At 73.4% G+C, this 22404-nt stretch carries 20 protein-coding genes; 9 read left to right on the top strand and 11 right to left on the bottom strand.

The features are described from left to right. The first annotated feature begins 161 nt into the window (after positions 1 to 161). From ACZ6CV_RS11325 to ACZ6CV_RS11340, 4 genes are all read left to right on the top strand, one after another. Positions 162 to 1073 carry an NADP-dependent oxidoreductase gene (locus tag ACZ6CV_RS11325; RefSeq protein WP_469250592.1) on the top strand — a complete coding sequence of 304 codons (912 nt, stop codon included), beginning with the start codon at positions 162 to 164 and terminating at the stop codon, positions 1071 to 1073. 108 nt (positions 1074 to 1181) lie between these two features. Next, entirely contained in the window at positions 1182 to 2492 is a 1311-nt protein-coding gene (locus ACZ6CV_RS11330) for an MFS transporter (RefSeq protein ID WP_469250593.1), read from the top strand. Between the two features lie 214 nt (positions 2493 to 2706). After that, positions 2707 to 4347, top strand: a complete 1641-nt coding sequence (locus tag ACZ6CV_RS11335; RefSeq protein WP_469250594.1) for an FAD-binding oxidoreductase — start codon at positions 2707 to 2709, stop codon at positions 4345 to 4347. A gap of 132 nt (positions 4348 to 4479) precedes the next feature. Then, entirely contained in the window at positions 4480 to 5283 is an 804-nt protein-coding gene (locus ACZ6CV_RS11340) for an alpha/beta fold hydrolase (protein WP_469250595.1), read from the top strand. Between the two features lie 89 nt (positions 5284 to 5372). Here the strand turns inward: ACZ6CV_RS11340 and ACZ6CV_RS11345 are convergent, their stop codons facing one another. The 5 genes from ACZ6CV_RS11345 to ACZ6CV_RS11365 all read right to left on the bottom strand — a co-directional run bounded on the left by ACZ6CV_RS11345 (position 5373) and on the right by ACZ6CV_RS11365 (position 10816). Further along, the gene (locus tag ACZ6CV_RS11345; protein WP_469250596.1) at positions 5373 to 5822 is read right to left on the bottom strand and encodes a MarR family transcriptional regulator; all 450 of its coding nucleotides are present in this window, start codon (positions 5820 to 5822) and stop codon (positions 5373 to 5375) included. Positions 5823 to 6020: 198 nt separating this feature from the next. After that, complete coding sequence (locus ACZ6CV_RS11350) at positions 6021 to 7205, bottom strand: acyltransferase family protein (protein WP_469250597.1); 1185 nt, start codon at positions 7203 to 7205, stop codon at positions 6021 to 6023. A gap of 54 nt (positions 7206 to 7259) precedes the next feature. Continuing rightward, on the bottom strand, positions 7260 to 8660 hold the full coding sequence (locus ACZ6CV_RS11355; protein WP_469250598.1) for an MFS transporter: 1401 nt from the start codon (positions 8658 to 8660) through the stop codon (positions 7260 to 7262). 84 nt (positions 8661 to 8744) lie between these two features. After that, on the bottom strand, positions 8745 to 10067 hold the full coding sequence (locus ACZ6CV_RS11360; protein ID WP_469250599.1) for a sulfotransferase family protein: 1323 nt from the start codon (positions 10065 to 10067) through the stop codon (positions 8745 to 8747). Between the two features lie 83 nt (positions 10068 to 10150). Beyond that, complete coding sequence (locus tag ACZ6CV_RS11365; protein ID WP_469250600.1) at positions 10151 to 10816, bottom strand: TetR family transcriptional regulator; 666 nt, start codon at positions 10814 to 10816, stop codon at positions 10151 to 10153. Positions 10817 to 11048: 232 nt separating this feature from the next. Between ACZ6CV_RS11365 and ACZ6CV_RS11370 the strand changes: the two genes are divergently transcribed. Continuing rightward, positions 11049 to 12305 (top strand): IS701 family transposase, encoded by a 1257-nt coding sequence (locus tag ACZ6CV_RS11370; RefSeq protein ID WP_469250601.1) that lies wholly within the window; start codon positions 11049 to 11051, stop codon positions 12303 to 12305. A gap of 40 nt (positions 12306 to 12345) precedes the next feature. Here ACZ6CV_RS11370 and glpX read toward each other — a convergent pair whose 3' ends face one another. The 3 genes from glpX to ACZ6CV_RS11385 all read right to left on the bottom strand — a co-directional run bounded on the left by glpX (position 12346) and on the right by ACZ6CV_RS11385 (position 15208). Further along, positions 12346 to 13371, bottom strand: a complete 1026-nt coding sequence (gene glpX / locus ACZ6CV_RS11375) for a class II fructose-bisphosphatase (protein ID WP_469250893.1) — start codon at positions 13369 to 13371, stop codon at positions 12346 to 12348. Positions 13372 to 13717: 346 nt separating this feature from the next. Continuing rightward, positions 13718 to 14416 carry an HAD family hydrolase gene (locus ACZ6CV_RS11380; RefSeq protein ID WP_469250602.1) on the bottom strand — a complete coding sequence of 233 codons (699 nt, stop codon included), beginning with the start codon at positions 14414 to 14416 and terminating at the stop codon, positions 13718 to 13720. 162 nt (positions 14417 to 14578) lie between these two features. Continuing rightward, positions 14579 to 15208, bottom strand: a complete 630-nt coding sequence (locus ACZ6CV_RS11385) for a ScbR family autoregulator-binding transcription factor (RefSeq protein WP_469250603.1) — start codon at positions 15206 to 15208, stop codon at positions 14579 to 14581. A 121-nt stretch (positions 15209 to 15329) separates the two neighbouring features. On the opposite strand from ACZ6CV_RS11385, the gene ACZ6CV_RS11390 reads away from it, so the two are divergent. Beyond that, a complete protein-coding gene (locus tag ACZ6CV_RS11390) occupies positions 15330 to 16280 on the top strand; it encodes a ScbA/BarX family gamma-butyrolactone biosynthesis protein (RefSeq protein WP_469250604.1) in 951 nt (316 codons plus the stop codon). A 96-nt stretch (positions 16281 to 16376) separates the two neighbouring features. Here the strand turns inward: ACZ6CV_RS11390 and ACZ6CV_RS11395 are convergent, their stop codons facing one another. Continuing rightward, positions 16377 to 17288, bottom strand: coding sequence for a LysR family transcriptional regulator (locus ACZ6CV_RS11395; protein WP_469250605.1), 912 nt, complete (start codon positions 17286 to 17288; stop codon positions 16377 to 16379). 153 nt (positions 17289 to 17441) lie between these two features. On the opposite strand from ACZ6CV_RS11395, the gene ACZ6CV_RS11400 reads away from it, so the two are divergent. Further along, positions 17442 to 18731 (top strand): SGNH/GDSL hydrolase family protein, encoded by a 1290-nt coding sequence (locus ACZ6CV_RS11400; protein ID WP_469250606.1) that lies wholly within the window; start codon positions 17442 to 17444, stop codon positions 18729 to 18731. Positions 18732 to 18749: 18 nt separating this feature from the next. Here the strand turns inward: ACZ6CV_RS11400 and ACZ6CV_RS11405 are convergent, their stop codons facing one another. Both ACZ6CV_RS11405 and ACZ6CV_RS11410 read right to left on the bottom strand, forming a co-directional pair. Then, positions 18750 to 19148, bottom strand: coding sequence for a hypothetical protein (locus ACZ6CV_RS11405; RefSeq protein ID WP_469250607.1), 399 nt, complete (start codon positions 19146 to 19148; stop codon positions 18750 to 18752). A gap of 75 nt (positions 19149 to 19223) precedes the next feature. After that, the gene (locus ACZ6CV_RS11410; RefSeq protein ID WP_469250608.1) at positions 19224 to 19607 is read right to left on the bottom strand and encodes an SH3 domain-containing protein; all 384 of its coding nucleotides are present in this window, start codon (positions 19605 to 19607) and stop codon (positions 19224 to 19226) included. A 153-nt stretch (positions 19608 to 19760) separates the two neighbouring features. Here ACZ6CV_RS11410 and ACZ6CV_RS11415 point away from each other — a divergent pair, with 153 nt between their 5' ends. Continuing rightward, a complete protein-coding gene (locus ACZ6CV_RS11415) occupies positions 19761 to 20669 on the top strand; it encodes a hypothetical protein (protein ID WP_469250609.1) in 909 nt (302 codons plus the stop codon). A 668-nt stretch (positions 20670 to 21337) separates the two neighbouring features. After that, positions 21338 to 22390 carry an endonuclease/exonuclease/phosphatase family protein gene (locus ACZ6CV_RS11420; protein WP_469250894.1) on the top strand — a complete coding sequence of 351 codons (1053 nt, stop codon included), beginning with the start codon at positions 21338 to 21340 and terminating at the stop codon, positions 22388 to 22390. Positions 22391 to 22404: the final 14 nt, after the last annotated feature.

Below are 22404 nucleotides of genomic sequence, written 5' to 3' on the forward strand. Positions count from 1 at the left end.
AGAGCGGCTTAATCTATGCATTCTCAAGCATTCACCTGCAAGGGCGGCCGGTCATTTACGGGACTTGGCGAAGTAGGAACGCGTGCCTCTTCCGGGCGGGATACGAGAACAGAACGACTGCTACGTTCTGCCGTATTCACATATCTCCAGGAGGAACCCGCGTGCGTGCCAGCACCCTCCCCCAGTACGGGGGCCCCGAACTGCTGACCGTGTCCGACCTGCCCCGCCCCACGCCCGAGCCCGGACAGATCCTGGTCCGCGTCGCGGCCTCGGCCGTGAACCCGGTCGACCTGGAGGTCCGCTCGGGCGCGGCGGCCGGCAACATCCGCCACGGCTTCCCGATGACCCTCGGCTGGGACCTCTCCGGCGTCGTCGAGGAGTGCGGCCCCGGCGTCGACCGGTTCACCGCGGGCGACCGGGTCGTCGCCATGTCGGCCCAGATGGCCACCGGTGTCGGCACGCACGCGCAGTACGTCGCGCTCGACGCCGGCCTCGCCGCGAAGGCCCCGCGCACCGCGGAACTCCGGGACGCGGCCGCCCTGCCGCTGGCCGGGCTCACCGCCCACCAGGCGCTCGACGTCCTCGCCCCGCCCGCGGGCGGCACCGTGCTCATCACCGGCGCGAGCGGCGCCGTGGGCGGGTTCGCCGTCCAACTGGCCGCCGCCCGCGGCCTGAAGGTGCTCGCCTTCGCGCGCCCCGGGGACGCCGACCGGCTGCGCGAACTCGGCGCCGACGAGACCTACTCCGACGAGCGTCCGGTGCCGCCCGGCGCCGCCGACGCGCTCCTGGAGACCGCGGGGCTGCCCGCCGCCGTCGCCGGCGTGCGGGACGGCGGCCGCGCCGTCTCCATCGTGCCGACCGCGCCGCCCGTCGCCGAACGCGGCATCGACGTACGCATGTCGTTCGTGGAGCAGGACGGACGCCGTCTGGAAGAACTCTCCGGCCTGGTGGACGAGGGGGTGCTCACCCTGCGGGTGGGGGCCGTGTTCCCGCTGGCCGAGGTGGGCGAGGCGCACCGGCGCCTGGCCGCGGGCGGCTCACGCGGCAAGCTCCTGATCTCGCCGTGGGACTGACCCGGCACCCCTCCTGACGCACCCCGCGCCCCGTGCTCCGTGCCTGGCGCTCCGTGCCTGGCGCTCCGTGCCCGTGCCCCGTGCCCCGACCCGTGACTTGGAACAGCCATGCCGTTTGCCCTCTTCCCCTTGATGCTCTGCGTCTTCAGCGTCGGCAGCGCGGAGCTGGTCGTCGCCGGTGTGCTGCCCGCCATCGCCGGTGACCTGGACGTCTCCCTGTCCGACGCGGGTCTGCTCGTGACGGCGTACGCGCTCGGCGTCGTGGTCCTCGGCCCGCTCGTCACCCTCGCCAGCAGCCGGGTGCCCCGCACTCCCCTGCTGCTCGGCCTGATGGGCCTGTTCACCGCGAGCAACGTCCTCGCGGCGCTGGCCCCCGGCTACGCGGTCCTGATGGCCGCCCGCGTCCTCTCGGCGATCACCCACTGCACGCTGTTCGCGGTCTGCATCGTCGTCGCGGGCTCCCTCGCGGAGAAGGGCAAGGAGGCCACGGCCGTGTCGCGGGTCGCCGTCGGCCTCAACCTCGCCACCGTCCTCGGCGTGCCGCTCGGCGTCCTCCTGGAGGAGCACCTGGGCTGGCGGTCGGCCTTCTGGAGCATCGCCGGGCTGAGCCTGCTCGCCCTCGCCCTGGTGGCCTGGCGGCCGCCCGTCGCGCCCGTGCCGGTGGCCGGCGGCGCCGTCGACGAACTGCGGGTACTGCGCAATCCCCAGGTGCAGATCGCCATCCTCATCACCGCCCTGGCGATGGCGGGCGTCTTCACCGCGTACACCTTCGTGAACCCGATCCTCACCTCGATGGGCGGCTTCGACGACTCGACGGTCAGCTGGCTGCTGCTGCTCGTCGGCTGCGGCTCCCTCATCGGCAACCTGATCGGCGGCAAGCTCGCCGACCGGGCGCTGATGCCCTCCCTCGTCGGCGTCCTCGCGGTGCTCGGCGCCGACCTCGCCCTGATGGCGCTCGGCGGCCGGACGCCCTGGCTGCTGCTCGTCCTCCTCGTCGTCTTCGGCGCCGCCTACTTCGCGGTGATGCCGGGCCTGCAGGCCCGCATCCTGACGGCGGCCGGGGGCGGCGCGCCCACCCTCGCCATCGCCATCAACATCGGCGCGTTCAACATCGGCATCGCCTTCGGCGCCTGGTTCGGCGGCCAACTCCTCGGCCTCGACCTGGGGTTGCGTGCGGTCATCGCCGCGTCGGCGCTGCTGTCCTGGCTCGCGACGGCCGTCGCCGCCCGCGAACTCACCAAGGACCGGCGCGCCGCGGGGGCCTCGACGGCCTCGGCGACCGATCCCACCGCCACCCCGCACCGGGCCGTTCCGGCCGGCGCCCCGAACCGGGCCGTGCCCGCGACCACCCCGCAGGGGGCCGTGCCCGCAACCCCGAACCCGTCGGCACCCGCCACCGCCGACGCCACCACGGACTGACGCCACCACGGACTGACGCCACCACCGGCCGGGGGCACCCCCGCCGCCTCCACCACCGGCCGAGGGCCCCCGACACCACCACCGCCCGACCACGCACCCCCCAACCCCACCCCCGGCCGCCCCCCCCACCACCGGCCGGCGGTGTGCGGTCACGGGTCGCCCGACCTGCCGCGGCAACCACCCGCGGCACCCGACTTCTCCTGGAGTAGCACTGATGAGTGAGCTGACCCGGCGCAAGGTCCTGCGGCGTTCCGCCGTGGCGGGCGGCGCGGCCCTGGGCGCGGCCGTGCCCGCCGCCGGCCTCGCCCAGGCCGCCGCGCCCGTACGGGCCGACGCCGCCCGCACCGCGTCCGCCGCGCCGGCGGCGGTCACCGTGCGGCCCGACGACATCCGCTACCCGGAGCTGATCCGCGGCACCAACCAGCGCTGGGTGGGCAGCCCCGACTACGTGCGCCTGGTCTCCAGCGCCGACCAGGTCGTCGACGCCGTCAAGGAGGCCGTCGCCGCGGGCAAGCGGGTGGCGGTGCGCAGCGGCGGCCACTGCTACGAGAACTTCACCACCAGCTCCGACATCAAGGTCCTCATCGACCTGTCGCAGCTGACGGCGGTGACCTACGACGCCGGCCTGCGGGTCTTCGTGGTGGAGCCCGGCGCCTGGCTGTCCGACCTCTACTGCACCCTGTTCAAGCAGTGGGGCGTCACCCTGCCCGGCGGCTCCTGCCCGTCGGTCGCGGCCGGCGGCCACATCGTCGGCGGCGGCTACGGCGCGCTGTCCCGGCTGTTCGGGCTCACCGTCGACCACCTGTACGGCGTCGAGGTCGTGACGGTCGACAAGGACAAGACCGTACGCAAGGTCGTCGCGACCCGGGACTCCGCCGACGCCCGCCTGCGCGACCTGTGGTGGGCGCACACCGGAGGCGGCGGCGGCAACTTCGGCATCGTCACCAAGTACCTTCTGCGCACCCCGGGCGCCACCGGCTCCGACCCCGCCCATCTGCTGCCACGGCCCCCGGCGGAGCTGCTGACCAACACCGTCACCTGGTCCTGGGACGGCCTGACGCAGACCGGCTTCAAGCGCCTGGTGAAGAACTACGCGGACTGGTTCGTCGCCCACGGCGGGCCCGACGCCACGCACCTGGACCTGTTCAGCCAGCTCAAGGCGGCGCACCGGTCGGCGGGCGCGATCACGATGGTGACGCAGCTCGACGCCACCCGCTCCGGCGCGCGGGCCGACCTGGACGCGTTCGTCGCCGCGGTCACCGCCGGGGTGCCGGTCACCCCCCAGGTCAGCACCCAGCGGCTGCCGTTCCTGCACGCCACCAAGTGGCCGGGGTTCGCCGGCGGCGACCCGACGCTCCGCTTCGAGGACAAGTCCGCGTACATGCGGGCGACCTTCCCGGACGACCAACTCTCCGCCGCCTACCACCACTTGACCCGCACCGACTACACCAACCCGGCGGCGCTGCTGCTGATCGCGGGGTACGGCGGCCGCGTCAACGCCGTCGCGCCGGACGCCACCGCGGTCGCCCAGCGGGACTCGGTGCTCAAGCTGCAGTACCTGGCGTTCTGGCAGGACGCCGCGGAGGACGCGCGCCACCTGGCGTGGGTCCGCGAGTTCTACCGGGACGTCTACGGGGCCTCCGGCGGGGTCCCCGCACCCGGCCGGGTCAACGACGGCTGCTTCGTCAACTACGCCGACACCGACCTCGGCGACCCGGCGCTCAACATCTCCAAGACGCCCTGGCACGCCCTCTACTACAAGGACAACTACCCGCGTCTGCAGCGGGTGAAGGCCGACTGGGACCCCCGCGGCATCCTCCGGCACGCGCAGTCCGTCGAGCCCGCATCGGGCTGACCCGCCCGCCTCGGGCTGACCCGTCCCCCTGATCTCCGCGGTCCCGTGCACCGGACCGCGGCGCCGCGCCGGCACCGCCCGGCGCGGCCTCCCCCTCCCGCACGACAGCGACACGACAGCAAGGAGAAAGCGATGCCTTTCGCTTCGACGCACGGCTCCAAGGTGGAGTACTTCGAGACCGGCACCGGTCCCGGCCTCGTCCTGGTCCACGGCACCGGCGGCGACGCGGGGACGTACGACAACCTGCGCGACACCTTCCAGGACCGCCGCACCGTCGTCGTCCCCAACTACTCGGGCAGCGGCGCCACCGAGGACGAGGGCGGCCCGCTCACCCTGGACCTGCTCGTCGCCCAGATCGACGCGGCGATCGAGGACAGCGGCGCCGAGGGCCCGGTGGACCTGGTGGGCTGGTCGCAGGGCGCCCTCGCCGTCGCCGCCTACGCCGCCGCGCACCCGGCGAAGGTGCGGCGCCTGGTGCTGCTCACCGGCTGGATCAAGAACGACGCGCGCCAGCAGCTCTACTTCGACCTGTGGCACCGCCTCGACCAGCTCGACCACGAGACCTTCGGCCGGTTCCTGCAGCTCAACGGCTGGACCACGGCGCAGGTCAACTCGTTCGGCGTCGAGGGCGTCGAGGAGATGGTCTCCGGCGGCGTCCCCGCGGGCATCGGCCGGCAGATCGCGCTCAACCTGGAGCTCGACATCACCGAGATCCTGCCGAGGATCACCGCCCCGACCCTGGTGATCGGCGCCACCCACGACAACATGATCCCGGTCGCGCACTCGCGGGCGCTGCACGCGGCGATCAAGGGCAGCCGGTACGCCGAGCTCGACGCGGGCCACTTCGCGGTCTTCGAGAAGCCAGCCGAACTGGCCGAGCTCATCCGTGAGTTCATCGAGGAGGACGACGCGAAGGGCGGGACCGAGGCCGCCTGAGCGAGCCGACTGCCGTACAGCGGCACGTCCGTACGGAGCCCGGTGGGGGCGGTGAGAGCCGCCCCGCCGGGCTCCGTCGCGTGCCGCCGCTACTGGGCCGGGGGCGCCGGGGCGTGCCGGAGCCGGTTGACCAGGGACGCCGTCTCGGGCTCGAAGGAGGCCAGGTCGAGGGCGAGCGACAGCTCCTTGGCGAACGTGCCCTGCGCCTGGGCGACCAGCTTCTTGCCCTCGGCGGTGAGGTGGGCGAACATCACCCGCCGGTCCTCCTCGCCGACCGTACGGGCCACCAGGCCCTCGTTCTCCAGGCGGGTGACCAGACGGCTCATCGTGGACTGGCTCGACCCCACCGAGTCGGCGAGCTCCTGCATGCGCAGCGCGCCGCGCCCCAGGACCGAGAGGGCCGTGAACTCCGAGGCCGTCACGCCGTGTTGGCGCTGCAGCTTCTTGTCGAGGGTCGTGCTCACCCCGTTCACCAGGAGCAGCAGCTGCCTCCACAGTTCGAGTTCGCCGTTGAGCCGTCCGCGCGCGGCAGTCGCCATGCCGTCCTTCACCGTCCTGTTCTCGCCTGCGCCCGGACCCCGGCCCCCTTGGAAGCGGCTCGCCGCCCCACGGTGTCGTCACAGCAGTGAATTACTTGCCTTTGCAAGCATAGGTCAAGGTGTGCGGCGGTGGCCAGCATGTGGACACACGGAAGGGCCGGCGCACCCTCGGGAGGGGTGCGCCGGCCCTCGTCGTCGCTAGGCGCGCCGCGCCGCGCGGGGCTTGGCGAACCGCCGCATCATCGGCATCTCGACGCCCTTGTGCAGCAGCCACGCGAAGCCCAGGCACACCACGAAGTACAGGGCCATGACGCCCATGCCCCCGGCGAAGCCGAACAGGCGCGTCTCGCCGATCAGCGAACGCACGTACACCAGAAGCACGTTGTGGACGATGTAGAAGGCGAACGACACCTCACCCAGCCACACCATGACGCGGCCGCGGAAGGGCGAGCGGCCGCCGCGCAGGTCGGTGGTGGCGACGGCGGGGATGAGCAGCGCGAACGGGATGAGCGCCGCCGCGTTGAGCCCGAAGAGCCAGGGCGTGGCGTTGGCGACGGCGTAGCCCACGACGACGAGGCCGCAGGCGGGCAGCAGCCCCAGGTTGATCCAGCGGCCGGTCATGAGGATGCGCGCCATGACGATGCCGAGGACGAAGTCGAGGGTGCGCACCGGCGGCAGCATGTAGACGGCCCAGTACTGGACCTCGGAGACCGGGAAGCCGTTGGACATGGTGCCGTCGGGCAGCAGGAGGTAGCCGAGGGCCGGGATCGCGGTGATCGTGACGACCAGGCCTGCGGCCCACGCCCACAGCCGCTCGGGCCGGATCGCCGAGATCCACCGGTGCAGCAGCGGGAAGCAGAGGTAGAAGAAGACCTCGCAGGAGAGCGACCAGCTCGGCGGGTTGATGCTCAGGTAGGTGTGGTAGTCCGGGATCCAGGTCTGCAGCAGGAGCAGGTTGGGCAGCCACTGCTGCCAGGTGGCGGTCGCGGCGGCGAACAGCACCATCGCCCCGATCCACCCGGCCACGTGGCTCGGGTAGAGCTTGACCAGGCGGCGCCGCCAGAATCTGCGCGGAGTGTCGTTCGGGCGCGCGGAGTAGGTCAGTACGAAGCCGCTGAGCAGGAAGAAGAAGGTGACGCCCATCCACCCCGTCTTGCTGGCGGCGGCGTGGAAGAAGTCCGAGACGTCGCCGCTGAAGGGGTTCAGGGGCGGCTCCGTCGTCAGGGACGCGTGGAAGAGGAAGACCATGACCGCGGCGACGAAGCGCAGCCCGGTCAGCGAGGGGAGCCGGGCGAAGCCGGCGGGTCTGGTGGCCGGTGCGGGGGCCGGCGTAGGGGCCGGCGCGGGGGCCGTACTGCCGACGGGTGCGACGCTTGTCGCCATGAAGACCTCCGTGAGTGAGTGCGTGGGGGAGGAAAATGCATTCTGATGCAAGGACTAGCCCTGCTGTTTCGTGCCTGCGCCCGCCGCCAGGTCCCGCTGGATCGCTTCGAAGGACCGGTTCTTCGTCTCGGGGACCACGCGGACCACGAAGACCAGCGCGCCGAGGCAGACCGCGGCGAAGAACCAGAAGACGGCGGCCTCGCCGAACCGGTCGGCCGCGGGCAGGAAGAGCTGGCCCACGACGAAGTTGGCGGACCAGTTGACGAGGACGCACAGCGCCACGCCCTTGGCGCGTACGGCGGGCGGGAAGATCTCCGCGGCGAGGATCCAGAAGACCGGGCCGATGCCGACGGCGAAGGCGGAGACGTAGAGCCCCATGGAGACCAGGCTGACCCCGTGCGAGGCCCCGCCGAACGCCCCGTTCAGGGCGCAGCCGAGCGGGATGAGCGCCGCCGCCATGCCCACCAGGGAGAGGACGAGCAGCGGCTTGCGGCCCGCCCGGTCGACCAGCGGGATCGCCGCGACGGTCATGAGCAGGTTGGCCACGCCGATGGCGACGGAGTACATGATCGAGTTCGTGGCGGGCAGGCCCGCACGCTGCATGATGCTGGGGGCGTAGTAGATGATCGTGTTGATTCCCGCGAACTGCTGCACCGCCCCGATCGTGACGCCGATCAGCAGCGCGCGCCGCACGACGGGCTCGGCGAGCATCGTGCGCACGGTGTCGCGGCTCCCGCCCCGTTCGCGCACCGTCTCCTCGCCGCGCCGTCGCCGGTCGAGCCACACGGGGCTCTCCGGCACGAAGAAGAGACCGACCAGCATCAGGACGGACGGGACGAGGCCCGCGCCGAACATCGCGCGCCAGTTGGCGTCCCCGGCGAACCAGAGGTTGATCAGGTACGAGACGAGGATGCCCGCGGTGAGCAGGATCTGGTTCACCGTGATGAGGCGGCCGCGCAGCCGGGGCGGCGCCACCTCGGCCAGATAGAGCGGGACGAGCGAGGACGCGGAGCCCACGGCGAGTCCGAGGATCACCCGCGCGGCCACCAGGGTCCAGAAGCCTGCGGCCAGGGTGGCGAGGGCGAGCCCGAGGGTGAAGGTGGCGGCGACGACGATGAGCGTTTTGCGCCGCCCCCAGCGGTCGGCGGGTCCGCCGCTCCACAGGGCGCCGGCCGCCGCGCCGAGGAGCAGCGACGAGATCACCGCTCCCTCCTGGAAGGACGTCAGGTGGAAGTCCTCCTTGAGGAACAGCAGGGCGCCCGAGATGACGCCGGTGTCGAAGCCGAAGAGCAGCCCGCCCAGGGCGACGACGCCGACGGTGAGGGCCAACCTCCAGGCGGGGATGGCCGGTTCGGGCTCCTGGGATGGTGCGGGGCTCTGGGGTGGGGTGTGCTCGCGGGGCGGGTCCGGCTTCCGCAGGGGCGGTCGCGTCGCCTGGTCGATTTCCACGGTCACCGAACGGCACTCGCTTTCTTGGGTCTGCTTCTCAGGGCTGCTTCTCGGGGCTGCTTCTAAGGGCTGCTTCTCGGGTCGGGCTCCTCACACCCCGTACCGCGCCCGGTACAGGGCGAACCGGCTGGTCAACTCCCGGCGGGAGAGGCCGAATTCGGCGGGCTGGTAGAAGCGGGCGCGGCGCGCCTCGCGGGCCGTTCCGTCGACGAACGTCGACACGACGCGGTCGAACATCGGCGTCGCGGTGACGCCCGCGAAGGCGAGCACGGCCCGCACCTGACCGGCCGGGTCCGCCACCAGGTCGGCGAAGTTCAGGTCGAGCAGGCGTCCCCGCGGCACGTCGAGCCGGGCCCGCTCGGCGGCCACCAGATGGCGCTCGACGCGGTCGGCCCACTCCGGTCCGACGCCCCGCACCTGCCCGGCCGTCCGGCCGCGCAGGGCGGTCGCGATGCCCGCGCACGCGGCCACGGTGTCCGCCGGATCGCGGTGCACCTGGACCACCTTGGCGTCCGGGTAGACCCGCAGCAGCTGCCCCAGGTGGCGGGCGTGGAAGGAGTCGCGCAGCACGAGCTTGGAGGCCGGGATCCGCCAGGTGACGGCCTGGATCTGGGCGCGGTGGAACGCGTACGCCTCCGTGGTGTCCGCCGACTCCAGCCAGGCGGCGTAACCGGGCACCCGCCAGGAGAGCGCCGCCGTCATGCCGTGGAACGCGTTGCCAAGCAGCCGGTGGCAGCCGCCGGGCCGGGTGGGGCCGATGAGCAGCCCGGAGCCGCGCCCCGCGGTGGCCCGCACCGGGTCCCGTACGAGGCGCGCCGCCCGGTCCAGGGCCGCGCGGCGCCGGCGCAGGGTGGTGGCGCGGCCCGCGGGGTCGTGCAGTTCCGCCAGGGTCGGCGCGTCGAGGCCGGGGTGTTCCGCGAGGGCGTTGTGCAGCAGCGCCGCGCCGCTGCCCGGGAGGCCGGTGACGAAGAGCGGGGCGCGGATGTCGTTCAGCGCGATCTCGGGTCGGTCCCGCAGCAGCCGGATCATCTGCTGCTGCTTCTGGAGGGCCGACATCAGCTCGGAGCGGGCGGCCGCGCGGCCCTCGGCGTGCAGGTCGGCCTCGGTGTCGAGGGAGTGCACGAGCCGGTCGAGGGCGGGCAGGAAGCGCAGGCCCCCGGCGTCCGCCTCGCCGTCCTCCCGTACCCGCTCCAGGAGGTCGTCCACCGCGAGCACGTCGTCGTGGCCGGGGCCGCCCGTGCGTCCGTGCGCCGCGCGCCCGACCTCCGCGCACCCACCGGTCGTACGCGCCCGGTTCGGCTGTGCGCCGCCTCTTCCCCACGCGGGGCCGCCCCCGGGTCCGCCCCAGGGGACGGCCGACTCGCGTGCGGCCGACCCGCGTGCGAGGACCGCAGGTTCACTCCGTCTGCTCACCGTCCCACCTTCCCGATACGTGCCGGACCGGCCGCCGCGCGCGTTCGCACGCCGGGTCCTGGATGTCTGCGTTTCCCTTGCGTTCAGGGGCGGTTGACGGGACCTCCGCAGAGGCCCGGCAGGGCGAGCGCCCAGAGGCGGGAGAGGTGCCGCTCCACGCCGTCGTCCCGCTCGACGCCGTCGTCCCCCTCCACGCCGTCGTCCCGCTGCGCGCCGTCGTCCTCGCTCTCGTCCCGCGGTCCGTGCGGCCGTCCCGAGAGGCGGGACTCCGCGCCCGCCAGGAGGTATTCGGCGAGGAGCACCACGTCGCCCGCACCGACCGCGGGGCCGAGACCGCCCCGGTCCGCGCGGGCCAGGGTCTCGGTCACCGTGGGCCGCCAGAGAGCGGACCACGAGCCGTCGCCCTCAGGAAGCTCCCGCCACAGCCGGACCGCCGCCCGCACCACCTCGTCCTCTTCGAGCAGCCGCGCCAGGGCGAGGGTCAGCGCGACCACGGTGTCGAGCGGCGGCGCCGTGCTCCGGCCCGCCTGTGCCGCGCAGGCGCGGACGGCGGCGTCGCCACGGGTCCGCACCGCGAGGGCGAGGCCCGCCTTGGAGGCGAAGTGGAAGGTGAGCGCACCGACCGAGATGCCCGCGGTGCGGGCGACGCGGCCCAGGGACGTGCCCTCGTACCCCGTGCGCTCGAACTCGCGGGCCGCCGCGCGGACCAGGGCCTCCCTGGTTCTCGCGGCCCGTTCCTGCTTCACCATCGCGCCCTTCCCTGTTCCCCGGAGCCTTCTGACCGGCTCCGGTCCTGCACGCCACAGCCACTGTGGGCACTGGGCGCGCCCCCGACAACGCCGACTTCCGAAAGTCGACCCCCGCGCTGTCCGGCCGCGCCGAACTTGGCCAAGTAGCGGCCATCTGCCCCCGGGGCTTCAAAAGAAAACGAACGTTCTCTATTCTTGTCCGTGTCGGGCGCCATCACGGGGAGGGAATGCCATGACAGAGCTCCAGGAACACCGGCTGCTCACACCGCGCGGCCAGGGAAGGACCGCCGGGGTGTGGGACCACCCGCTGCCCGAGCTGATCGCGGACACGTCGATCACCTCGTACGCGGAGACCGTCTTCGGTCATCTGCGCCGGGCGGATCAGCGGCGCTGGGCCGCGGCCTACGTACTGGGGCTGCTCACCACGCCCGGCCGGAAGTCGGTGCGGCGGCTCGCGGCGCAGCTGCACGCCGGGCCGACGGCCGCCCAGTCGCTGCACCAGTTCGCCAACGCCAGCCCCTGGGACTGGGATCCGGCCCGCCACGAGCTGCTGCGGCTCGCCGAGCGCCGCACCCGGGTGCGCGCCTGGACCGTCGGCGTCGCGGTGCTGCCCAAGCGCGGCAGCCACTCCTGCGGCGTGCACCAGCGGTTCGAGCGCAGCACCGGGCGTACCGTCAACTGCCAGGTGGGAATAGGCCTGTTCCTTTCGTCGGACTCCGCGCACGTGCCGGTCGACTGGCGGCTGCGGCTCCCCAAGGAGTGGCACGAGGACGACGAGCTGCGGGCGCGGACGCGCGTCCCCGACGACGTGCGGCACTGCTCCCCCACCGAGCACGTCCTGCACCTCGTCGACTCGCTCGCCCCGCTCTCCCGGCGCGAACCGGTGCCGGTGGTCGCCGACACGAGCCACCACCCCACCTCCGGGGCCCACTTGGCCGCGGAGCTCACCGCGCGCGGGCGCGACTGCCTGATCGCCGTGCCGCACGGCCTGCGCGTCGTGGCGGAGGGCCGGCGCGTGGCCGCGCCCGGCGCACCCGACGGGACCCTCACCGCGGGGCGGCTCCTGCAGCTGCTCGCGCCGAAGGGTACGACGGCCACGGCGGCCGGGCTGCGGCACGTGCCGGCGCAGGCCGACCGGCTGGTCTCCGCCCTGGTGCGGCTGCCCGGCCGGCGCGGAGTCTCGCCCGGCGTCTACCGCCTCTTCGCCCGGCGGCGCCCCGGGGCGCACGGCGTCGGACGGATCTGGCTCACGAGTCTGGTGCACCCGCCCCTGCACGACCTGCTGCCCCTGGTGCGGGCGCAGTCCGGCACCGTCGCCGCCCTCGCCGACCTCACGGAGAACTACGGTCTGCGCGACTTCGAGGGGCGCTCGTACCCCGGCTGGCACCACCACATGACGCTGGCGTCCGCCGCGTACGCGTACCGCCGGCTCGTGGCGGAAGGGGCGGCGGGGGCGGCGGGACCGTCGCCGCGGCGGCACATCGCCTGAGCACGTACATCGCCCTGCGCATACGGGACATGACGGAGCCTCAGTTTGCGCGGTCGAAGTCGATCGCGCTGTAGGCGCGCAGCTTCGACAGCCGGTGCGTGGAGTCGATGCGGCGGACCGTGCGGGAGCGGGAGCGCATGACCAGGGACTCCGTGGTGGCGCTCTCGGCGCCGTAGCGCACGCCGCGCAGGAGTTCGCCGTCGGTGATGCCGGTGGCGACGAAGAAGACGTTGTCGCCCTTGACCAGGTCGTCCGTGGAGAGGATGCGGTCCAGGTCGTGGCCCGCGTCGATGGCGCGCTGGCGCTCCGCGTCGTCCTTCGGCCACAGCTTGCCCTGGATGGTGCCGCCCAGGCACTTGATCGCGCAGGCCGAGATGATGCCCTCCGGCGTGCCGCCGACGCCCAGGAGCAGGTCGACCCCGCTGCCCTCGCGCACCGCCATGACCGAGCCCGCGACGTCGCCGTCCGATATGAGCTTGATGCGGGCGCCGGTCGCGCGCACCTCGTCGATGACGCCCTGGTGCCGGGGCCGGTCGAGCACGACGACGGTGACGTCCTCGGGGGCGACGTTCTTGGCCTTGGCGACGCGGCGGATGTTGACGGACGCGGGCGCGTTGATGTCGACGTAGTCGGCGGCTTCGGGTCCTGTGACCAGCTTGTCCATGTAGAAGACGGCCGAGGGGTCGAACATGGCGCCGCGGTCGGCGGCGGCCAGGACGGCGATGGCGTTGGGCTGGCCCTTCGCGGTGAGGGTGGTGCCGTCGATGGGGTCGACGGCGATGTCGACCTCGGCGCCGGTGCCGTCGCCGATGCGCTCTCCGTTGAAGAGCATCGGGGCCTCGTCCTTTTCTCCTTCGCCGATGACGACGACGCCGTTCATCGAGACGGTGGAGACGAGGGTGCGCATGGCGCGCACGGCGGCGCCGTCCGCGCCGTTCTTGTCGCCGCGGCCGACCCAGCGGCCCGCGGCCATCGCGGCGGCCTCGGTGACCCGGACGAGCTCCAGGGCGAGATTGCGGTCGGGAGCCGCCGCGGCCACCGCCAGCGGGGAGGACGTGGAGATCAGCGGGGCGGACGTCGGGACGGGAGAGGTGAGCAGGGGCACCGGTGAGACCTTCCGGATCCGGGGGGGGCGGGCAGCTTCGGACCGGACGTTACTGTCGCCGCGCCGCCCCGCCACGCCCCTGCGCCCGAACCGCCTCCGCCTTTGGCAACTCGCCCGTAGAGCGCACGCATCGCCCACACTGCACACCCGTATCGCCCCCCACAGCACATCTATCGGCCGCGGATCACCCGTCCCGCGACGCGCCGCGCCGCGCGCGGGCCGGCCGGGGCACCCCCCTCGTGCGCCCCGGCCGGCCGGCACGGTGACCGGTCGCCGAAGACCGGCCGTCAGGAGACGAGCGAACGCCTCAACTCGGCGTCACCGCAGGCCAGATCGCGCCCGCCGCCGCCTCCGCGTCGAGCGTCCGCAGCAGCTCCTCGTCGATCGCGTCGAGCGAGTCGACGATGTGCCGCACCGCGAGCTCCTCCATGAACGTCCGCTGGAAGCTGCAGGGGTGGCCGATGAACGGCACGCCGAACCCCTTGGCCGCCTCGGCGACCCGGGCCACGTCGTCCACGAACAGCACCTGGTCGGGGCGGAGGCCGAAGACGTCCCCGGCGATCTCCTTGATGCCCGGCCGGAACGAGTCGGTGCAGACGTACCCCGGACCCTCGAAGAGGTGGGCCCAGGTGCCGAGGTGGGTGTCGAAGTGGGACTTGCTCAGACCGCCGTAACAGACCACCGGGAGCCCGAGGCCCCGTATCCGCTCGATCAGCTCCGCGGCACCGGGGTTGGGCCGCACCGGGTGATCGGCGACGTAGCGGTCGCGCTCCTCGAAGTAGATCTCCAGCGCCTGTTCGCCCGACACGTCGAGGCCCGCCGCGCGGGCCATCTCGCCGCCCGCGACGCGGCGCGGCTGGGAGAGGATGCGGCGCTCGGTCTCCGCGTCGTACACGCCTCCGCGGCTGGTGATGAAGTTGCCGATGACGGGGCTGAACGTGTCGTTGAGCAGCACGCCGTCGATGTTGAGCGCCACGAGACGCAGGTGGGTGCAGGGCTGGTGCATGGATACGTCCTTGGCTTCGGTTCGGTCGGACGACTGATGGATTGACTGAGCGTGGGGTGGAACGGTCGAGGAAGAAGGGAACGGTCGAGGTGGGTCCGGCGGCAGCCGGAGGCGCGCGTCAGGCGTTGACGGCGGGCGTCTCAGGCGTTGACCGCGGGCGCGTCAGGCGTTGACCGCGGCCTCCCGGGCCTCGCTCACGTCGATGCTCTCGGCGGCGCTGACCGTGGCGATGGCGGGCATGAGCAGCCGCCACATCGCCCGGGTCCGCTCCGGCAGGTCCTCGCGGCCGCTGGTCAGCAGCGAGTAGGCCTGCAGGCCCGTACACGCGGAGACGATGAACTCGGCCAGCACCCGGACGTCGACGTCCGCGCGGACCTCGCCCGCCGTACGCCCGTCGGCCAGGCACTCCTCCATGATCCGGGCCCACTCCCGGTACGGAGTGGCGTCGTCGAGCCCGAACCCCGTCTGCTCGCTGGTGAGCCGGACGCCCGCGCGCAGGGTCGGGTCCGTCTGCAGCTTGTGCGCCCACACGAACGTGATGTCCACCAGGCGCTGCAGGCCCCCCGACTTCAGGGCCGGCACGATGCTCGCCGGCTGGGCCCGCATGACGGCGAGAGCCAGCGCCTCCTTGTTGGGGAAGTGGAAGTAGACGGCTCCGAGCGTCACACCGGCGCGGTTCATGATCTCCCGCATGCTGGCGCCGCTGTACCCGCGCTCGTCGAAGACCTCAGCAGCGGCGCGAAGGATTTCCTCGCGCGTTTTCTGGGCCCGCTCCTGCTTCGGTTCCGGCATACGGACGGCCTCTCTCGACAAACAAAAAGAACGCACGTTACTTTACGCGTCATGGTTCTGGGACACCAGAGCCCGCACTCTTCGTTCGGGCATCGACGTCATTCATCCCAGGGGGGGACCCATGACTCTCGTTTCGCATGCGCACAGCACTCCGCAGGCCCAACTCCGGCCGGTACCGCAGGAGTTCACGCACAAGCGGGTTCGTGCCGAAGTACTGCTCACCGGCTGGGCGCCCGCGGGCGAGGACCGTGTGACGGTCACCGCCCGGTGGCCGCGCACGCACGCGTTCTACGCGCCCGTCGCCGGGCGGCACGACCCGATGCTGCTCGCCGAGACGCTTCGGCAGAGCATTCCGCTCATCTCGCACGCCCTCTATGACGTGCCGCTCGGCCACCACCTGATCTGGCAGCACTTCACCTACGAGGTCACGCCCGGCGCGCTGTGGGCCGGCGGCGGGCCGATGGACGTCGAACTCCGCATCACCTGCGAGGACATCACCCGGCGCGGCGGCCGGCTCACGGCTCTCACCATGGTCATCGAGATCCTGCGGGACGGCCTGCCCCTCGGCACGGCGCACACCCGGTTCAGCAGCCACGCGCCCGCCATCTACCGCAGGCTGCGCGGCGAGCGTTGCACGGTGTCGAGCGACGTCGCCCCGATGCCGCTCAGTGGCGCGGTCCCGGTGGTCCCGCCCGCCCTGGTCAACCGGGAGCACGCCGACGACGTGGTGCTCTGCCCCACCGCCACGCCGGACCAGTGGCTGCTGCACGTCGACTACGCGCACCCCATCCTGTTCGACCACCCCGTCGACCACGCCCCGGGCATGCTGCTCCTCGAAGCCGCCCGGCAGGCGGCCCACGCGGTGCAGGGGCCCCGCGCGGGCGCCGTGCTGCCGGTCCGCTTCGAGTCGGCGTTCTTCCGTTACGTCGAGTTCGACACCCCCTGCCTGATCACCGCGAGCGTCGAACCCGCCGTCTACCCGGGGGAGCGGCCCTGCGTGTCGGTCACCGCACGGCAGGAGGACATCGAGGCGTTCTCCTGCCGCGTGACCGTGGCGGACGCCACGGCGTGACCCCCGCCTGAGGAGCGCCGAAGAGGACCGAGGACACCGAGGGCGCCGGGGAGCGCCGGGGAGCGCCGGGGAGCACGGAGAAACACTCGGCGGCGCTCAGTACGACGCCGGCCCGCCTCGCGCCGCCACCGTGTCCCGTACCGCACGGACGAACGTCTCGGCGCGGGCGTTCACCCCCGCCGTGCGGTGGATCAGCGCCACCTCGGCGTCGGGCGCGTCGTCCAGCGGTACGAGCACGACGTCGGGCCGCGAGAAGTACTCCCGCACCGAGGCGACCACCGGGGAGATGCCCTGGCCCGTCGCGACGAGGGTCATCAGCTCCTGGAAGGAGGCGACCGAGCGGGCCCGCCGGATCTCCCGTCCGGCGGGCGTCCGGCGCGGCACGTGGAAGTCCCACCAGTACCCGGGCGCGCCGTTCGCGATGCCGAAGAACGTCTCGCCCGCCAGTTCCTCCAGGGAGACGGCGGCCCGGCCGGCCAGCGGGTGGCCGAGCGGCACCGCCAGCATCCGCTTCTCCCTGATGACGACCGGGCCGACCGTCAGGTCCGGCTCCTCGACGGGCAGGCAGGTGAAGAGCAGGTCGATCTCGCCGTCGCGCAGCGCGCCGAGCGGGTCCCGGTACTGGATCTCCCGCATCCGCACCTCGACCCCGGGGCACCGCTCCCGGTACGCGGCGAGGACCGGGCCGGTCAGCGTGCCCGCGCCCGCGCCGAGGAAGCCGACGTCCAACGCGCCCTCCACCCCGCGCGCCACATCCCTGGCGCGGGCCAGGGCCGCCTCCATCTGCCGGTGCAGCGGCGCCAGATCCTCGTACAACTGCCGCCCCAGCGGGGACATCCGCACCACCCGGCTGGTGCGCTCGAAGAGCGGGGCGCCGATCTTGCGCTCCAGCTTCTTCACCGTCTGGCTGACCCGGGCCTGGGAGAGCAGGAGCCGCTCGGCGGTGTGCCCGAAGTGCAGCTCCTCGGCCAGCGTCAAGAACGTCTCCAGCTCCTGGCGTTCCACCACGTACCCCCCGTGACCTGCATCGATAAGCGTGGACGCATCGATCGTTTCACGGATCGACGTTGATCCGCCCTCCGGCCTGCCGGATCTTTGAGGGGTCGGGACGGCAGCCGCCGCACCGAACACCCCCCCCTCCTCAACTCCCCGGAGACCCCGATGATTTCGCGTGCCCGCACCTCCCTCGCCCTCACCGCGTCCGCCGCCGCGCTCGCCCTGACCGCGGGGCTCGCCGTGTCCGGCGCCCAGGCCGCGCCCTCGGGCCGCCCCGAAGCCGGGAAGGGGGCCGCGTGGACCGCCGCGTGGGCCACCTCCCCGCAGCGCCCGAGCGCCGGCTTCAAGCCCAACTGGTCGGAGGCCGGCTTCGACGGGCAGACCCTGCGCCAGGTCGTCCGCGTCACCGAGGGCGGCGACAGAGCCCGCATCCGGCTGTCCAACGCGTACGGCAGCTCGCCGCTGCGGATCGCCGGCGCCACCATCGCCCGTACGGAGAAGGGGGCGCCCGCAGCGGTGAAGAAGGGCTCGGTGCGCCGGCTCACCTTCGGCGGGCGGACGTCCGCGACGATTCCCGCGCACGGCGAACTCGCCAGCGATGCCGCCGGGTTGGAGCTCGACGCCTTCGAGTCCGTGACCGTCACGCTGCACCTCGCGGGGACCACCGGGCCCGCCACCTTCCACGCCCAGTCCTTCGCGACCAGCTACCGGGCGAAGGGGGACCACGCCGCCGACACCGCGGGCACGGCGTTCGGCGAGTCGACGGAGTCCTGGTACTACCTCGCGGGCGTGGACGTCGGCGGCACGGAGCGGCCGCGGCGCGCCGGGGTCGCCCTCTTCGGCGACTCCATCACCGACGGCTTCGCCTCCACCGCCGACCGGGACCGCCGCTGGTCGGACGCGCTCGCCGAGCGGCTGGCGAAGTCCGGCGACCGGCGGCCCGTGCTCAACTCCGGCATCGGCGGCAACCTCGTCCTGAACGACTCCGCCTGGTACGGCGAGAAGAGCGCCAACCGGTTCGCGCGGGACGCACTCGACCAGCCCGGCGTCGGCACGGTCGTCGTCCTCGAAGGCGTCAACGACATCGGCTTCAGCGAGACCGACCAGCCCACCTACAAGCCCGCCCCGGTCGTCTCCGCCCGCGAACTCATCGACGGCCACCGGGAGTTGATACGGCAGGCCCGCGCCAAGGGCGTCCGGGTGGTCGGCGCCACGCTGCTCCCGTTCGGCGGCTCCGACCACGACGGCGAGCACGCGGCGGCGGTGAGCGACGCGTTCAACCGCTGGGTGCGGACCTCCGGCGCGTACGACGCGTACGTCGACTTCGACAAGGCGCTCGCCGACCCGAAGGACCCGGAGCGGCTCGCCCCCGCGTACGACAGCGGTGACCACCTGCACCCGAACGACGCGGGATACCGGGCGATGGCCCGCGCGGTCGACCTCGACGCCCTGTAGGGCGGCGGGGCCGGGTGCTCACTCCCGCGTGTAGTACCGGTAGAAGACCGCCACGAAGACCAGCGCCGACACCGCCAGCGACATCGCCACCGACCGCAGCACGCTGGCGTCGGTCTGGCTGTAGAGGAAGCCGAACGCGATCCCCGCGAACGCCGTCCAGGACAGGGCGCGCAGTTCGCGCGGGAGCGCGGGCGCGAACCGGTGCAGGGCGAAGAAGACGGCCGCGAAGAGCAGCCCCGTCACCACGCCGAACAGGACGTTGCCGGTGGTGATCGGCTCGCCGACGCGGCGGATGCCGGAGGTCCAGAAGCCGTAGACGATGCCCAGGAGCAGCGGGAGCCCGGCCCACAGCCCCGTGGTCGCGCCGGTTCCGGCGCGGGGGGTGTGGGCGGTGTACGTGGGTGCGGCGTGTGCCATGACGGTTCCTTCCGTGGGGGAAGCGGTACGTCACTCGTACGGGTCAGCGGTCGCGGGTGTGAGCAGTCGCGCGGGTCAGCGGTCGCGCCACTGCGGGCACGGATCGTGGGTGGCGTTGCAGTTCGGCACGTGGCGGCCGCCCGTGTCGATGTAGGCGGCGCTCACCCAGCCGCGCTCGCCCTCCAGCCAGTACCAGTGCGGGTTGCCGTGCACGGTGGTGCCACGGACGGCGCATTTGACCCGGTCCTCACTGCCGTACGGCATCTTCGCGAGGATCGTGCCGTGGGTGCTCGGCTCGTCCCTGACCTTCAGGTCCGGGCCGGAGACCACGGTTCCCCAGATGGGCCCGTCGTCGTGGTGCGCGGGGACGCCCGTGCTCGCGGCGGCCGCGGTGCCTGCGGTGCCCGCGGCCAGCAGCGTGGCGGCGGCCACCGCCCCCAGGCTCAGAGCGATTCTCATGATCGACCTCCTCGCCCCCTCATCTCATCCAGGAAACACCCGTTCGGCCGAGCCCTCCACCGGAGCCGTGCGGGGCCCGCGCGGCTGACGTCGTTGCCCCATATGCAGTCGCCCCGGTCGCGTGCCCCGCGGGCGGGCCCTTGCCTTGGTTGCGTGCCGAAAACCGTCCGCCGTGACCCGCGAACGCCCCGCGCCCGCTCCGCCCTGTCCGCCGTCCTGCTCACCCTCGCCTGCCTGCTCGTCCCCCTCGGCACGCTCTCCGTCTGGGCGACGTACGAGATCGGGGACCGGGACAGTTACGTCGCCACGATGGCACCGCTCGCCTCCGACCCCGCGGTGCGCTCCGCGGTCGCGGACGCGGTCACCGGCTCGGTGATGAAGGAGATCGACGTGGGCCCGCTGCAGGGCACCGTCGAGTCGTTCGTACGGGACGCGGTGCGGTCGTTCACCGAGACGGCGGCGTACAAGACGGCCTGGAACGCGGCGAACCGCGCGGCGCACGACGCCGTGCAGTCCGCCCTCAACGACGACTCGAACGGCGAGGTCACCATCGACCTGGCCCCCATCACCCAGCAGATCAAGAACCAACTGAAGGACGACGGCGTGCCGTTCGCGTCGAAGATCCCGGTGCGGCACACCGAGGTCGCGGTCCTGCAGTCCGACGACTTCGGGTGGCTCTGGCGCAGCTTCCACGCGCTGCAGGTGGCGGGGGTCTGGCCGGCGGTGGCGGCGGCCCTGCTGGCCGTCGCGGGATGCCTGCTCGCCGGCCGGCGCCGCAGGGCCGTCGTCGCCACGGCGCTCGGCATGGCCCTCGGCGCGCTCGCCCTGCTGTCGGCGATCGCGGTCGGCCGCTCCTTCACCCTGGACGACCTGCCGTCCGGCATCTCCCGGGACGCGGCGGGCGCGGTCTACGACGCGCTGACGGAGACGCTGCGGGTGACGTCGTGGGTGATCGTCGGGGTATGCGGGGCCGTGGCACTCGGCTTGTGGCTGTCCACCCGGCACGGCGACGGCCGAACCCCGACGACGCCCGAGCCGGGGCGAACGGGCGCGCTCGTCTAGGGGGTGGCTGAGCCCGGCGCGGCCTCGGGCAGGAGCGCGCGCCGTTCCGGGCCGGCCCGGTCCCCGGGCAGATGCGCCCGCCGCTCTAGCCGGCCCAGCCCGACCCCGCGCAGATGCGCACGCCCGTCCCGCTCTGGGTCGGTCCAGCCCTGCGCCGCGGCGGCCGGACCCCGACGCCCGAGCCGGGGCGGACGAGCGCGCTTGTCTAGGGGGTGGCTGGGCCCAGCCCGCCCCCGGGCAGGAGCGCGCGCCGTTCCGGGCCGGCCCGGCCCCGGGGCAGATGCGCCCGCCCGTCCCGGGCCGGTCCAGCCCGGTCCCGGGCAGATACGCACGCCCGTCCCGGATCGGTCAGGTCCGACCCAGCCCTGGCCAGGTGCACACGCCGCTCCGGGCCGGCCTAGCCCGGCCCCGCGCAGAACGCACACCCGTCCCGGACAGGTCCGGCCCGACCCCACCCTGGCCAGGTGCACCCCCCGCTCTAGGCCGGCCCAGCCCGGCCCCAGGCAGATGCGCACGCCGCCCCGACCCGCCCCACCCCGACCCGGCGCACTCAACCCTCACCGGCCCCGACCCGTCTCTGGGGGAGGATGCTGGCGGCAGCGAGCACCGCGCGGTGCGGGCCGTGGTGAACCCCTGGTGGCGACGAGAGGCTCCTCCCCTTGGACAGCGTGAAACGCGCGGACGGCGCAGGCGGTGCCGCCTTCGCCCCCGCGCCCGTAGGCGACGAGGACACCGTCGAGGAGGCGCCGCGCCGGCCGGGGCGGGCCGCCGCGTGGGGCGGCGGGCTGCTGCTGGCCGGGGTCAGCGCCGTCCTCGGCTTCCGGATCGCCGACTCCGACGGGTTCACGCCCGTGCCGCAGGTGCTCGCCTTCCTGCCCTGGCTGCTCGTGCCGGCCGGCGCAGGGCTGCTCATGGCCGTGCTCGGCCGGTGGCGGCTCGGGATGCTGTGGGGCGTCGTCGTACTCGGCCTCCTCGCCTGGTACATGCAGCCCTACGGCAACACCGACGCACCCCGCGGCGACGCCGTCGCCGAACTGCGCGTCCTGACGTCGAACGTCGAATTCGGCAACGGGACCCAGGGGTTGATCGGGGCCGTCCGCAAGGAGCGTCCCGACCTCCTGTTCGTCGAGGAGTGCGACCACGCCTGCGCCACCCTGCTCCGCACGGAGCTGCCACGCGCCGACTACCCCTACCGCGCGGCCGTCGACGCCGACGCCGCGGACGCCGCGGACGCCGCGGAGGGCTCGGTCATCCTCGCCAAGGTCCCCCTGAAGAGCGCGGACGGCGTCGACGCCACCCTCGGCATGCCCGGCGCCGTCGCCGACGTCCAGGGGCATCCCGTACGCATCCAGCTCGCGCACCCCATGCCGCCCATGCCCCGCCAGGTCGGCCTGTGGCGCTCCGAGCTCGGCAAGCTGCGGGAGTACGCCGCCGCCGGGAACGGCCGGTCCACCATCATCGCCGGGGACTTCAACGCCACCCAGGACCACGCCGCCTTCCGCGCCGTCCTGGACGCCGGAGTGCGCGACACCGCCCGGCTCGCCGGGACCCCGCGCGCCCCGAGCTGGCCCGCCGCCGCGCCCGCGCCGCTCGGCGCGCAGATCGACCACGTCCTGGCCACCCCGGACTTCGCGGCCCGCGACGCGCGCTTCCTGGAGATCGGCCACACCGACCACCGGGCCCTCGCCATCACCCTGATCCTCCACGAGCCGCCACACTGACCCACGCGAGGACC

The organism is Streptomyces sp. NPDC041713, assembly GCF_055591085.1.

What these genes read in the sequence shown, in the direction of transcription:
- ACZ6CV_RS11330 (WP_469250593.1), top strand. Translation starts at nt 1,182, where the DNA reads ATGCCGTTTGCCCTCTTCCCCTTGATGCTCTGCGTCTTCAGCGTCGGC.
- ACZ6CV_RS11335 (WP_469250594.1), top strand. Translation starts at nt 2,707, where the DNA reads ATGAGTGAGCTGACCCGGCGCAAGGTCCTGCGGCGTTCCGCCGTGGCG.
- ACZ6CV_RS11340 (WP_469250595.1), top strand. Translation starts at nt 4,480, where the DNA reads ATGCCTTTCGCTTCGACGCACGGCTCCAAGGTGGAGTACTTCGAGACC.
- ACZ6CV_RS11345 (WP_469250596.1), bottom strand. Translation starts at nt 5,822, where the DNA reads ATGGCGACTGCCGCGCGCGGACGGCTCAACGGCGAACTCGAACTGTGG.
- ACZ6CV_RS11350 (WP_469250597.1), bottom strand. Translation starts at nt 7,205, where the DNA reads ATGGCGACAAGCGTCGCACCCGTCGGCAGTACGGCCCCCGCGCCGGCC.
- ACZ6CV_RS11365 (WP_469250600.1), bottom strand. Translation starts at nt 10,816, where the DNA reads ATGGTGAAGCAGGAACGGGCCGCGAGAACCAGGGAGGCCCTGGTCCGC.
- ACZ6CV_RS11370 (WP_469250601.1), top strand. Translation starts at nt 11,049, where the DNA reads ATGACAGAGCTCCAGGAACACCGGCTGCTCACACCGCGCGGCCAGGGA.
- ACZ6CV_RS11380 (WP_469250602.1), bottom strand. Translation starts at nt 14,416, where the DNA reads ATGCACCAGCCCTGCACCCACCTGCGTCTCGTGGCGCTCAACATCGAC.
- ACZ6CV_RS11385 (WP_469250603.1), bottom strand. Translation starts at nt 15,208, where the DNA reads ATGCCGGAACCGAAGCAGGAGCGGGCCCAGAAAACGCGCGAGGAAATC.
- ACZ6CV_RS11390 (WP_469250604.1), top strand. Translation starts at nt 15,330, where the DNA reads ATGACTCTCGTTTCGCATGCGCACAGCACTCCGCAGGCCCAACTCCGG.
- ACZ6CV_RS11400 (WP_469250606.1), top strand. Translation starts at nt 17,442, where the DNA reads ATGATTTCGCGTGCCCGCACCTCCCTCGCCCTCACCGCGTCCGCCGCC.
- ACZ6CV_RS11405 (WP_469250607.1), bottom strand. Translation starts at nt 19,148, where the DNA reads ATGGCACACGCCGCACCCACGTACACCGCCCACACCCCCCGCGCCGGA.
- ACZ6CV_RS11410 (WP_469250608.1), bottom strand. Translation starts at nt 19,607, where the DNA reads ATGAGAATCGCTCTGAGCCTGGGGGCGGTGGCCGCCGCCACGCTGCTG.